This is a genomic window from Tannerella sp. (assembly GCF_030528505.1).
GTDB lineage: Bacteria > Bacteroidota > Bacteroidia > Bacteroidales > Tannerellaceae > Tannerella.
Map to the genome: position 1 here is coordinate 1 of NZ_JAUMYS010000078.1, position 12,960 is coordinate 12,960.

The following is a 12,960-nucleotide window of genomic DNA, read 5'->3' on the forward strand; positions in this document are numbered from 1 at the left end:
CAACGACTCAACACTTCAACGACTCAACAAACAAACACCTCAACGCCCAAAGGGCATGACAATTGACCATTAATTTACGCCCGCAAGGGGCATAAGGGCTGAAAGCCCGCTTTATTTCAGCCCCATCCCGCAAGGGTGGGGGATCGATGCCCGTACCCCGCCAGAGGGCTGTAAGCCTGAATTAATCGGCAGCCAACAGTATTCAGTATTCAGCGGTCAGCCAACAGCTCAACAACTCAACAACTCAACATTTTAACGACTCAACAACTAAACAATTCAACACCTCAACGCCCGCAAGGGCTGAACACTGAAGAAAAAATCCGTACCTTTGTGCACTAAAAAAGCAAACCGGCCGTCCGATGGCTTACCAACTAAGTACATACTTACCCTTTTATAAGCGCAATCTCAACGTGGCGTTACCGATTGTGTTCACACAGCTCGGCGGAGCGATCGTGCAACTGGTCGACACGTTGATGGTCGGACAGCTTGGGACGATACCCCTGGCTTCCATCGCATTCGCTTCGTCCGTATTCATCATCGGATTTATCTTTTCCATCGGCATACTGATGGGGCTGACTCCGTTGGTGGGGATAGCCTATGTACAGCACCATCGCGCACGGACGACGGAGCTTTTCCAGAACTCGCTGACGCTGGCCACGCTGTCGGCGCTCTTCACATGCGGTCTGCTGTACGGAACGACGTATCTGATGCCCTACATGGGTCAGGACAAAGCCGTGGTCGAGTGCGCCATTCCCTATTTCCACAGCCTTACGCTCAGTCTCGTTCCGTTTCTGTATTTCTTCGCGGTCAAGCAGTTTATGGAAGGTATGGGAAACACATGGGTCGCGATGGTCATTACCATCGTTTCGAACGTGATCAACATCGTCCTCAACTACGCGCTGATCTTCGGGAAATGGGGCTTTCCCGAACTTGGCGTATTGGGCGCGGGCGTCTCCACCCTGATCTCTCGGCTGATTATGCCCGTCCTGTTCGTCATCGCCATGCGAACGCGTAACGTATGGTGGGATTATTTTCGGGCTTTCCGGTGGAAGTTGTTCAGTTGGAAACGCCTATGGGAGCTCGTCAAAGTAGGCGCCCCCATCGCGGCGCACATGCTGCTCGAAGTACTGGCCTTCGCCCTCTCGGCCATCATGGTCGGATGGCTCGGGGCCACGCCTCAGGCGGGGCATCAGATTGCCCAGAACATGTCACACCTGACGTATATGATTGTGCTCGGAATCGGTTCGGCCACGACGGTGCGCGTAAGCCACCAGATCGGGATGCGTGACCTGCGTGCGGCACGTATGGCCGGGAACGCTTCCATGCACCTCTGCCTCGTCTACAATGCCATCGCCGGGACACTGCTGATCGTGTTCCGTCACGAAATAGCAGGCGCTTTCTCGTCCGATCTGGCCGTGATCGACATCGGCGGACAGTTGCTCATCATGGCCGGTATCTTTCAGGTGTCGGACGGATTGCAAACCGTCGGCGCCGGCATCTTGCGAGGTCTTACCGACGTCAGAATCGTGATGGTTTACGCCTTTATCGCCTACCTCTGTATCAATCTCCCATGCAGTTACCTGCTCGGCTTCGTATTCGGCTTCGGGGCGGTTGGCGTGTGGGGCGGATTTATTTTCGGGCTGAGCATCGCCGCCCTGTTGTTTCACTTCCGACGCCGGAAGATGTTCAGACGCCTCGAACAATCCGGCCGGTATCTATTCACTTAATTCGTCATGTGGCAAGAAATCGCAGTCATCCTCATCGGCATCGCAGCCTTCGGAATAGCCGGATGGAAATTGTATAACATCCTATCCGGCAGCAATGTGTCGCCTTGCGACAAATGCACCGGTTGCCAACTGAAAGAGGTCATGAAAGATAAAAAACATCACTGCAAAGATTATCGGAAAGCCGGCCCTCATCGGGATTGACCGGCGGCATAAGGAGGAGGCTTTTTAGCCTACCGATGCAGAATGTCGTGCTTTTTGGCTAAATTTGCACGCAAAAAACAGAACCGGGTGATCGATGGAAAGAATCGAAGCGCCCGTTTTAACAACATTATGAAGACAGTCATTGATTTAATAAAAAACAGCGAACGTACGGCTTTCTCGTTCGAGATTCTTCCGCCGCTAAAAGGCAACAGCATTCAGAGCGTATATCAAGTCATCGATAAACTGCGAGAATTCGACCCGAAATACATTAACATCACTTCTCATCACAGCGAAGTGATTCAGCGAGAAGAACCGGACGGGTCTATCCGAACGGTCCATCTGCGCAAACGTCCCGGCTCGGTGGCCATCGCCTCGGCCATTCAGAACAAATACGGGATCACGGCCGTCCCGCATCTCGTATGCAAGGGCTTCACAAAGGACGAAACGGAATACGGTCTGATCGACCTGAATTTCCTCGGCGTGAACAATCTGCTACTGCTGCGCGGCGACGTGAAACGACTCGATCTGACGAAAGATCCGGAACTGTATCACGATCATGCGACCGATCTGCAAGATCAGGTGAACGATTTCAATCGCGGCATTGCCCTCGACGGGTCTCGGATCGAAGACATCGAAACGCCGTTCTCGTACGGGATGGCTTGTTATCCGGAGATGCACGAAGAAGCCCTGTCGATGGAGTCAGACATCCGGTACGCCAAAATGAAAGTAGAAAACGGAGCCGAATATCTGGTTACACAAATGTTCTTCGACAACGACAAATACGATGCCTTCGTCGCACGGATGCGTGCCGAAGGAGTAACCGTTCCCATCATTCCGGGTATTAAGCCGATCGTTTTCAAAGATCAGCTGACGGTGATCCCGAAGATTTTCCATTGCACCTTCCCCGAACCGCTGACCCAAGCCCTCTGTCAGTGTAAAAACGACGACGAGGCCAAAGCCGTCGGCATAGAATGGAGCATCGCACAATGTCGCGACCTGATGGCGCGCGGCGTGCCGAGCATTCATTTCTATTCGTTTATGGCGTCCGATAGCGTACGGCAAGTAGCCCGGGCAGTTTATTAAGCGGGACTTTTATACATTATAATATTTACAGCGAATTATAAACGATCTATTCAAGCTAAATCATTCGATATGAAACGAAGAAACTTTATCCGTCGTACCGGTCATATAACCGTGGCAGCTGTAGCAGGCGGCGTCGTAGCCGGATGCAGCGACGCACCCTCGAAAGACAGCTCTCTCCAAACCGGTGAAATTCTCCATACGGTCATTTTCGACCTGAAACATCCGGCAAGTTCCCCCGAAGCGAAAAAGTTTCTGGAAGACGGTACCCGGATTCTGACAGCCATCCCCGGCGTGCGTAACTTCCAGGCCCTCCGTCAGTGCAGTCCCAAGAACGACTACACGTACGGCTTTCTGATGAAATTCGACAGTCAGGCCGAGTTCGATGCTTATACGGCACATCCCGACCACTGCCGGTTCGTAAAAGAACGCTGGGAAACGGAAGTGACCCGGTTTCAGGAATCCGACTTCATAACGCCCTGATCATGTTCTTTAAGGATATTGTCGGACAAGAAGAGCTGAAAAAACAACTGACCGAGACGGCGCGAAAAAGCGTCGTGGCACACGCGCAGTTGTTTTGCGGGCCACCCGGTGCCGGAACGTTTCCGCTGGCGCTGGCCTACGCCCGTTACCTGAACTGCACCGACCGGTCGGAGACCGATGCGTGCGGCCAATGTAAATCATGCCTGCAATATAACGAGCTTGCACATCCCGACCTGCACTTCGTCTTCCCGATAATAGCCGCTAAAGAACGCAAAAAGAGCGTTTGCGACGATTATCTGCCCGAATGGTACGATTTTCTGAAAAACCACGTGTATGTTGATCTCGACATGTGGCTCGACCAAATCGAAGCGGGCAATAAGCAAGCGATGATTTATACCGAAGAGAGCGACCAAATTCTGCGTAAAACGAGTCTGAAAATATACGAGGCCGAATACCGGATATTACTGATCTGGATGCCCGAACGCATGAACATAGCCTGCGCAAACAAGTTGCTGAAAATAATTGAAGAACCGCCGCAGAACACCGTCATCCTGATGGTCTCGAACACGCCGGAACAGATACTCGGCACGATTCTGTCGCGTACACAGCGACTGAACGTCCGACCGATTGCCGCCGAAGCACTCACCGAAGCGCTCATACAACGGTATCATCTGGAGCCGGAAGCGGCACGGCAGATCGCACATCTGGCGCACGGCGACATGCTGAAAGCCGAAAAGATCCTCAGCACGGAACAAGAAAGCGATCTGTTTCTGGAGATCTTCATCCGGATGATGCGAAACTCATGGGCCAGAAACGTAAAGGAAATGAAAAATATGGCGGAGGAACTGTCAACTATGACACGTGAAAAGCAGAAAAGTTTCCTCAACTACTGCCAGCACCTGATTCGCGAGAACTTCGTCTACCGTTTCCGGAGCGACGACCTGAATTATATGAAGTCCAACGAAGCCGCTTTTTCCGTACGCTTCTCCCCCTTTGTCAACGAACGGAACGTCTTTGATCTGATCCGCGAACTGGCCGACGCCGAAAGGCATATCTCGCAAAACGGAAATGCAAAGATGATCTTTTTCGATCTCTCGTTGCAGATTACCGTATTATTGAAGAAATAAATGAACGCACCGATGAAAAATAAGCTCCTGATCCTCTGCTGGACACTCATCCATCTGACGGGATGCAACGGATGCGGGATGCTGAGCGGCAAACAAACGTCATACGAACCGATGCCTATCCGTCGTTTCGATAAAGACCTGTTTCAGCTGATTCTTGTCGATAACCCCGAACGACAGCATGTTCTGGCAGACTCTTATCCGCAGATGTTCCGAGTGCTCGGACTTAGTCTGTTCAACGATCCGGAAACGCAGTCGGACGAGTTTTTCGACCGCCTCGTCAATTACTATTCCGAGCCGAACCTGAACAAGCTCTATCGGGACGCGCTGGCCAAATACGAGACGGAAGAACGTATCGAAAGCGATCTCGGACATGCTTTCGGCTATATGCGGGAGCAATTTCCGGATAAGCAAATGCCGGTCGTCTATATGCATGTCTCCGGACTGTTCCAGAACGTGCTTGTCGACGACAGCCTCCTCTCCATCTCGATCGACAAATATCTGGGAGCGGATTATCCGCTGTACGGGGACTACTTCGATGCTTACCAGCGGCGGGGCATGACACCGGACTATGTCGTACCCGATTATCTGACGGCATGGCTGATGTCCGAATATCCGTTCAAGGGCAACGATAAAGTTCTGCTCGACCGGATGATTTATGAGGGAAAAATCAAATACGTCGTCCATCAGGCTTTTTCGCAAGTTATTCCGGAAGTATGGATGAAGTACACTTCCGAAGAATATCAGTGGTGTAAAGAAAATGAGTCGCGATTGTGGAAGCAAATCATCGAACGCAAACAGCTCTACACGCCCGACCGTGTGACGACATCAAAATATTTTCTGGAACGGCCGTCGTCTTTTATTGCAGACGAGGCGCCGGGTAACCTCGGCACGTGGATCGGCTGGCAGATTGTCATACGATACATGGAAAGAACGAAAGTTTCCGTAGCCGAACTGATGACACACAACAACGCGCAGGATATCCTGACGAAATCGAAATATAAACCGTAACCGTTTTGGGGTACACGCACAAGACACCTTCACGTTATATTGCAAAAGATGAAACTGATTGATCAAAAACTGCTGGACGAGACGACCGAGAGAGCCAAACAATCGCCCCGTCTGCGTATGAATTACAACTTTCACGAGACACTCGACGACCCGGTCAACCGTTTGCTGAACGCCATGGAGCCGGATACGTATCTGCGTCCGCATCGTCACTTGAACCCCGACAAAACCGAGGTCTTCATCCTGCTGCGCGGCAAAGTGGCTCTGTTCCTCTTCGACGACTGCGGGAAGGTGACCGATACTTTTATCCTCGACCCACGGAAGGGGTGTTACGGCGGAGAGATACCGGCCGGCATCTGGCACGGATTAGTGGTACTGGAGTCCGGGACGGTGATTTACGAAATCAAACAAGGCCCTTTCGCTCCGCTTACCCCCGACAATCTGGCGCCCTGGGCACCCTCGGCCGACGACAGTCTCGAAGCCCGAATGGCTTATATCAACCGTCTCAAATCAATGATCGGCAACGAAAGCTAAGCACGCTTCCTCCAGCCCGTATTTTAAACGCAAACAAATGAATACATACAAACAGGCCGTCGAGGCCTTTCTATCCGCCACCCGATATGAACGCATCGAACTGAAAGCAATACTTTTCGATATGGACGGCGTACTTTACGACTCAATGCCGAACCATGCAGTCGCATGGAGCGAGACGATGAAACGCCACGGACTCTACCTCTCCGAGCAGGAAGTCTACCTGCACGAAGGACGCACAGGCGACAGTACCATCGAACTTGTCTGCCGCCGGCAAGGTACGTCCGTCAGCTCCGAAGAGATCCAAGCCATCTATCGGGAAAAGACGGAAGCCTTCAATGCCTGCCCTCCCGTCCGACCGATGTCCGGAAGCTACGAGCTGCTGCAAAAAGTGGTGCGCGACGGGTTGACGCCGATGATTGTCACCGGATCGGGACAAGCCTCTCTTTTCGAACGACTGAACACGCACTTTCCGAACATCTTCGCACGAGAACGAATGGTCACCGCCGCCGATGTGAAACGCGGAAAGCCCGACCCCGAACCTTACCTGATGGCCTTGGAAAAAGGAGGTCTGCAACCTTGGGAAGCCTTTGTCGTAGAAAATGCGCCGTTGGGTGTCGAGGCGGCTCATGCCGCAGGAATCTTCACCATTGCCGTCAATACCGGTCCCCTACCCGACTCGTTACTGCTCGACGCCGGCGCGGATATCCTCCTCTCCGGCATGTCGGCGCTTTGCGACGAATGGCAAAAAATAAGGGAAGCGAGCCGTTAAGCACGCTTGAATCCGTCTCAGACAAACTACAGGAAAGATTGATAAATCATTGTTAAGAGCTAACATATATATTCACAACGAACAATCAGAAAAACAGCACTATGAAAATAAAAATCGTACTACGCAATTATTTCACACCGGTTGTCTTTTTAATATGTTGTTGTATGCCGGCATTTGCGCAACGACAGGATATTTTATTGAATGACGATTGGAACTTCCGTTTTTCCCATCAGGTACAGAAAAATACGGCAGTACGGGTCGATCTACCCCACACATGGAATGCACAAGACGCTTTATCCGGTAAACCCGATTATAAACGCGGAATCGGTAATTACGAAAAGAAACTGTTTATCCGTTCCGAATGGCAGGGCAAACGCCTGTTTCTCCGCTTCGAAGGGGTCAATAGCGTTGCCAATCTATTCATAAATAATCTCCACGTGGGCGAACACCGAGGAGGATACGGAGCTTTTATCTTCGAAATTACCGGAAAAGTGGAGTACGGAAAAGAAAATTCCATTCTGGTGAGAGTAAACAACGGCGAACAATTAGACGTCATGCCTCTGGTCGGCGATTTTAACTTTTATGGAGGTATTTACCGCGACGTACATCTACTGATTACAGACAAAATATGTATTTCTCCATTAGACTATGCCTCTCCGGGTGTACGGTTGATACAAGACAGTGTAAGCCATAAATATGCCAGAATAGAAGCGTTGATAGAGGTATCTAACGGGAGCAATAAAGCTCAGGAGATTGAACTCAGGATATGCGTGCGGAACGGGAAAAAAGCCGTGACGGAGAGAAAAGAAAGATTCTCTCTTTCCGGAAATTCGGATACACAGCAACGGCTTGTCTGCGAAATAGTAAATCCGCGTTTGTGGAACGGGCGTCAAGCCCCTTTTCTCTATCAGGCGGAAGTGACTCTTGTACGAGACGGACACGTAATCGACAAAGTCACCCAACCTTTAGGACTTCGTTTTTACCGGATCGACCCTAATCTGGGCTTTTTCCTCAACGGCAAGCATCTGCCTCTTCGCGGGGTATGCCGCCATCAGGACCGAAGCGAAATCGGCAACGCGCTGCACTTGCGACATCATGAAGAAGATGCGGCAATGATGGCAGAAATGGGTGTCAATGCCGTTCGTCTGGCACACTATCCGCAGGCGACTTGTTTCTACGACCTGATGGATCAATACGGCATGATCGTATGGGCAGAAATACCTTTTGTTGGCCCGGGTGGATACATGGACAAAGGGTTTGTAAACCTCCCCGCTTTCCGCAACAATGGAAAAGAACAGCTCAAAGAACTTATACGCCAGCACTATAATCATCCCTCTATCTGCGTGTGGGGACTTTTCAACGAATTGACCCAAGCCGGCGATGATCCGACGGAATATGTTAAAGAACTAAACAAAGTAGCGAAGCAAGAAGATAGGACCCGACTGACTACGGCAGCCAGTAACAGACCGGCAACCGAACCGATGAATTTCATTACGGATGTCATCGCGTGGAACCGGTACGACGGATGGTATGGCGGCACTCCGTCCGATATGGGAAAATGGCTGGACGAGACTCATAAGAAATACCCGGAACTGCGTATCGCCGTCAGTGAATACGGAGCCGGAGCCAGTATTTACCATCAGCAAGACTCGCTAAAAAAACCGGAACCGACCGGCTGGTGGCATCCCGAAAACTGGCAGACGTATTATCATGCAGAAAACTGGAAAACGATTGCCGCCCGTCCGTACTTATGGGGAAGCTTCGTATGGAATATGTTCGACTTCGGCGCCGCGCACCGGACGGAAGGCGATCGCCCCGGAATCAACGACAAAGGGTTAGTCACTTTCGATCGGAAGATACGCAAAGATGCTTTCTACTTCTACAAAGCAAACTGGAACAAAGAAGAACCGGTGCTTTATTTGGCCGGCCGGCGACATACGACACGCCACCGACGCACCCAGACAATCGTTGCATTCACCAACCAACCCGAAGCGGAATTATTCGTAAACGGTCAAAGTTACGGAAAAGCAAAACCCGACGGATATGCAGTTCTGGAATGGCAAAATGTAGCGTTACAGGAGGGAGAAAACGAAATACAGGTAGTATCAAAGAACAAGAAACTGACTCTAAGCGACAGCTTCCGTTGCAGGCTGGAATCTCTCTATTGATTACGAAAGGTTTTGCTGCTCCTCGACGCGGGCGCGGATCTCCTCCTCTCCGGCATGCCTCCGCTTTGTGACGAATGGAAAAAAATAGGCGATGTGTCATAACGGGCAAACTGCTTCGTTGCTTGCGGAATGAGAGCTCGGTCACATACCTTAGTATGCTCCCTCACCCTCATCCTTAGCGCCTTGCTTTTTACCCATTCTTACACACCTAAAGAGGGTGTGCCCAAACATTGCATTTTGACACACCCTCTTTCTCTTGTCATACGCTATGACGCGTCTCTTTTCTTAGAAGATATAACCGAATCCCAAACCGATTACTTCCTTGAACTGAACACGCGGGCCTTTTTTGGTGCCGTCTTTGTCGACAAACTTGATATCGTCGTCATACAGCAGATATGTGTTGGCCTTAAACGTAAAATACTTATTCAGTTTCCAGTCGAGCGAGAGTCTCCAATCCACATCGACGTTCCCGAAAGTCTGGTAGGCCGACGTCAGCAGCAGTTCGGTACCGAACAGCACGTTTTCCGTAAACTTCTTCGAATACGTGGCTTTAGCGAGCGCCCCGAATTCGGCAAAAACCTTTTTGCCGGGCTCTACCCCGTACGCCCCTTCGTCCGAGAGGCGACGGTCGGTTACAAACGTCATCTTTTCCGACACGGGCGAAAGCAACACCTTAAAATCTTCTTTCGGATGCGTATAACTCATACCGATCGAGCCGATCAAGTAACCCGGCGCCATGAACTTGGAGATGTATTTCGCTCCGCTCTCGACCGGGTATTTGCTGTACCCGTCATAGAACTGCGACTTAAAGCTCAGTTCCGCAGCGTATGCCCACAGCGAGGAAGCCTTATATCCCAGGCGTGTAGCCAGATTGATATGGTCGTCGTTTTTCGTCTGTTCACTTCCCTGATACGAGAGTCCGTAGCCCAAATCGGCCGAGTTGTCCCACATCCAGGGGCCTTTTTCGTAACTCAGTTTTCCGGCAAACGAGGCCAGTACCGATACGGAGTTATTCCCTCCGGACGCCCAGTTGGTGAACGAGGTTTGCCCGAACGTCAACGAGGTCGAACCGCTTTTCTTCCAATACGACGTATCTTTAGGCGCATCCTGCGCCATGGTCGAGGCCGCACAACATGCCACGGCAACGACAAATAATAAAGTCTTTTTCATTTGGTTTGTCATTCTATTTACGGCCACAAAAATAGATACTTTTTCGCGAGGATCAAAGACTTACAAAAAAATAACGCTTCTTCACATCTGAAAAAGGGCACTGACGAACGTTTTTTCCATACGGAAAAACCACATTTCTACACGTTTCCGGCGGCGACTATTCATCCGCGAAAAAAAGTTCGGCCAGCTTTATGCGGCTTCCGCCGCATGGCTGTCACGAAAAGCAAAGTTAAGAGAAGATTCCAAGAGCCAATCTGTAAATCAGGGATTGTTTTTGCATCTCAAAAATATGTTTTATATTTGTGCTCAAAAAGTATGTTATAAAACAGAAGTGGGCAAATCGGGGAAAAAAGAATTTGATATATCCGCAAGTTTAGCAGAAGTTTGGAGGGTTTTGACCGAGCAGGAACGGGAGGTCTTGAAAGCTAATTCGACGATTCAGCATTTCAAACGTAACGAAATGATTTACTGTGAAGGCGATGAGCCCAAAGACATGATGTGCGTGCTGAAAGGGAAAGTGAAAATCTCTAAACAAGGAGTGGGCGGACGCAGCCAGATTATCCGGGTAATCAAGCCGATCCAGTATTTTGCTTACCGCGCCTATTTCGCACAGGAGCCGTACCTGACGAATGCTTCGGCTTTCGAAGCCTCGACCGTGTGTATCATTCCGATGACGGTCGTCGAGTCCCTGATTCGTGCCAATTTCAAGTTGGGCATGTTCTTCATCCGGCAACTTTCCATCGATTTGGGAATCGCCGACGAGCGGACGGTCAATCTGACGCAGAAGCATATCCGCGGACGTCTGGCCGAGTCGCTGCTTTTCCTCAAAGATAATTACGGCCTCGAAGAAGACGGTGCGACAATCAGCATTTACCTCTCGCGCGAAGACTTGGCGAATCTCTCAAACATGACGACTTCGAATGCCATCCGTACTCTCTCCACGTTCGTGACCGAACATATCATCGCGCTGGACGGTCGCAAAATCAAAATCATCGACGAAGAACGACTGAAAAAAGTCAGCCGTATGGGGTAACGTTCCGCCCCGCGTAAGTCTATCGAGCAGAAAGACTTTACAGGCCGTCGATATCGGTCAGTTGCCCGCTCGTTTTTTTCGACCGCTCGAACGCATCGAACTTCGACGCCCAAAAGAACGCCGCCGGAAAGCTTAACGCCATCGCGACGAGCCCGACGACCGACCACCCGATCATTTCCGAAACAGACAACCAGGCAGCCTCGATAAACAGCCCCAACGTATAGAAACCATACGGCAACGAGAGGACGGACGTAACGATTACCGGCACATATTTGCGATAAACGATCCACTGCCCGACATGCACAAACAGATGAAGAAAGAAAGCCATAAAAGCGGCGAACCACCACCCGTAAGCACCGGCGTAGAGCGCCCCGTAGCTTACGACCGAAAGCAACACGAACTCATGACAAACGGCCACGGCAAAAGCCGAAGTCGAATAGTCGAACAGACCGCGCCGCGTCAGAAAAGCCTCGAATCGGGGGAAACGCGCTTTCAACTCGTGGCGGTTTCGCCTCAGCCACGGACGAAACATAATGATTTCTTCAAAGTCGTGCAACATGAACACGACCGGCAGCAAGGTCATCCAAAACAGTAAGGTCGACATACATTATATTATTATATAGTGATTTCGATCCGGTTGCTGTCGGGGTCGGTCACAACGCTTTCGTAATATCCGTCGCCCGTCACGCGCGGCCGAATCAACCACAAAGATACAACAAATCCCCTCCTCCCCCGCAAAAAATTCTCACCGTCGGGGCGACGGTGCGCAGACCGGCGTTTTTTTCGTACTTTTGCGCCAAGTAGAAATTAAAAACGAACGATATCATGACGCGAACAGTATGGATTACGGGAGCTACGTCGGGCATTGGCCGGGCTACGGCCGTGCGACTGGCACAAGAGAAGTATAACCTGATTCTGACGGGACGACGCAACGAACGACTCGAAGCGCTGAAAAACGAACTGACACAACAGTACGGCTGCAAGGTGCATACGCTTTGCTTCGACGTGCGGAGGTACGACGAGGTACAGACCGCCGTCGCGCAATTGCCCTCCGAATGGCAAACGGTCGATGTGCTGATCAACAACGCCGGGCTGGCCGTCGGGCTGGAACCGTTGCACGAAGGCGTGGTCGACGACTGGGAGCGCATGATCGACACGAATATCAAGGGGCTGCTGTATGTCACCCGCGCCATTGCGCCGGGTATGGTCTCGCGCCGGTCGGGACATATCATCAACATCGGTTCCATCGCGGGGAAAGGCGTTTATCCGCGAGGCGCCGTCTACTGCGCCACGAAACATGCCGTCGATGCCTTGAGCAAAGGCATGCGGATGGATTTGCTGACCTACGGCATCCGGGTTACGCAAATCTGCCCCGGAGCGGTGGAAACGGAATTTTCGGTCGTGCGCTTCAAGGGCGACCAATGTCGCGCCGACCAAGTCTACGAAGGCTTCCGCCCCCTCACGGCCGACGATATTGCTTCGGCCGTCTCCTACGCCCTCTCACAACCGCCCCACGTGAACGTACAAGACCTGCTGGTCATGCCGACCGCACAGGCCGACGGTACCCGGTTTCACCGGACGTAGATCGTTTTAGTGGTCAGTGGTCAGTGGTCAGCTTTCAGGACACACGAGTAACCTTTTCGGTAACACGAGTGACCTTTTT

General features: G+C 51.3%; 13 protein-coding genes. 11 read left to right on the forward strand and 2 right to left on the reverse strand.

What is annotated here, in order from left to right:
- Nucleotides 1-359: 359 nt before the first annotated feature.
- From Q4A89_RS10510 to Q4A89_RS10550, 9 genes are all read left to right on the forward strand, one after another.
- Nucleotides 360-1,727, forward strand: coding sequence for an MATE family efflux transporter (locus tag Q4A89_RS10510; RefSeq protein WP_303185405.1), 1,368 nt, complete (start codon nucleotides 360-362; stop codon nucleotides 1,725-1,727).
- A gap of 6 nt (nucleotides 1,728-1,733) precedes the next feature.
- Entirely contained in the window at nucleotides 1,734-1,928 is a 195-nt protein-coding gene (locus Q4A89_RS10515) for a FeoB-associated Cys-rich membrane protein (RefSeq protein WP_303185406.1), read from the forward strand.
- Between the two features lie 129 nt (nucleotides 1,929-2,057).
- On the forward strand, nucleotides 2,058-3,011 hold the full coding sequence (locus tag Q4A89_RS10520) for a methylenetetrahydrofolate reductase (RefSeq protein ID WP_303185408.1): 954 nt from the start codon (nucleotides 2,058-2,060) through the stop codon (nucleotides 3,009-3,011).
- Between the two features lie 69 nt (nucleotides 3,012-3,080).
- A complete protein-coding gene (locus Q4A89_RS10525; protein ID WP_303185409.1) occupies nucleotides 3,081-3,491 on the forward strand; it encodes a Dabb family protein in 411 nt (136 codons plus the stop codon).
- A 2-nt stretch (nucleotides 3,492-3,493) separates the two neighbouring features.
- Nucleotides 3,494-4,618 (forward strand): DNA polymerase III subunit, encoded by a 1,125-nt coding sequence (locus tag Q4A89_RS10530; RefSeq protein WP_303185410.1) that lies wholly within the window; start codon nucleotides 3,494-3,496, stop codon nucleotides 4,616-4,618.
- Nucleotides 4,619-4,630: 12 nt separating this feature from the next.
- Nucleotides 4,631-5,626: a gliding motility lipoprotein GldB gene (gene gldB, locus Q4A89_RS10535; protein ID WP_303185411.1), complete on the forward strand. Its 996-nt coding sequence runs from the start codon at nucleotides 4,631-4,633 to the stop codon at nucleotides 5,624-5,626.
- 48 nt (nucleotides 5,627-5,674) lie between these two features.
- The gene (locus Q4A89_RS10540; protein ID WP_303185412.1) at nucleotides 5,675-6,157 is read left to right on the forward strand and encodes a WbuC family cupin fold metalloprotein; all 483 of its coding nucleotides are present in this window, start codon (nucleotides 5,675-5,677) and stop codon (nucleotides 6,155-6,157) included.
- A 37-nt stretch (nucleotides 6,158-6,194) separates the two neighbouring features.
- The gene (locus Q4A89_RS10545) at nucleotides 6,195-6,926 is read left to right on the forward strand and encodes an HAD-IA family hydrolase (RefSeq protein ID WP_303185414.1); all 732 of its coding nucleotides are present in this window, start codon (nucleotides 6,195-6,197) and stop codon (nucleotides 6,924-6,926) included.
- A 164-nt stretch (nucleotides 6,927-7,090) separates the two neighbouring features.
- Complete coding sequence (locus Q4A89_RS10550; protein ID WP_303185420.1) at nucleotides 7,091-9,094, forward strand: glycoside hydrolase family 2 TIM barrel-domain containing protein; 2,004 nt, start codon at nucleotides 7,091-7,093, stop codon at nucleotides 9,092-9,094.
- Nucleotides 9,095-9,379: 285 nt separating this feature from the next.
- Here Q4A89_RS10550 and Q4A89_RS10555 read toward each other — a convergent pair whose 3' ends face one another.
- The gene (locus Q4A89_RS10555; RefSeq protein ID WP_303185415.1) at nucleotides 9,380-10,264 is read right to left on the reverse strand and encodes a DUF3078 domain-containing protein; all 885 of its coding nucleotides are present in this window, start codon (nucleotides 10,262-10,264) and stop codon (nucleotides 9,380-9,382) included.
- Between the two features lie 331 nt (nucleotides 10,265-10,595).
- Between Q4A89_RS10555 and Q4A89_RS10560 the strand changes: the two genes are divergently transcribed.
- On the forward strand, nucleotides 10,596-11,297 hold the full coding sequence (locus tag Q4A89_RS10560; protein WP_303185422.1) for a Crp/Fnr family transcriptional regulator: 702 nt from the start codon (nucleotides 10,596-10,598) through the stop codon (nucleotides 11,295-11,297).
- Between the two features lie 37 nt (nucleotides 11,298-11,334).
- Here the strand turns inward: Q4A89_RS10560 and Q4A89_RS10565 are convergent, their stop codons facing one another.
- Entirely contained in the window at nucleotides 11,335-11,901 is a 567-nt protein-coding gene (locus tag Q4A89_RS10565; protein ID WP_303185416.1) for an HXXEE domain-containing protein, read from the reverse strand.
- 221 nt (nucleotides 11,902-12,122) lie between these two features.
- On the opposite strand from Q4A89_RS10565, the gene Q4A89_RS10570 reads away from it, so the two are divergent.
- Entirely contained in the window at nucleotides 12,123-12,881 is a 759-nt protein-coding gene (locus Q4A89_RS10570; RefSeq protein ID WP_303185418.1) for an SDR family oxidoreductase, read from the forward strand.
- Nucleotides 12,882-12,960 lie beyond the last annotated feature (79 nt).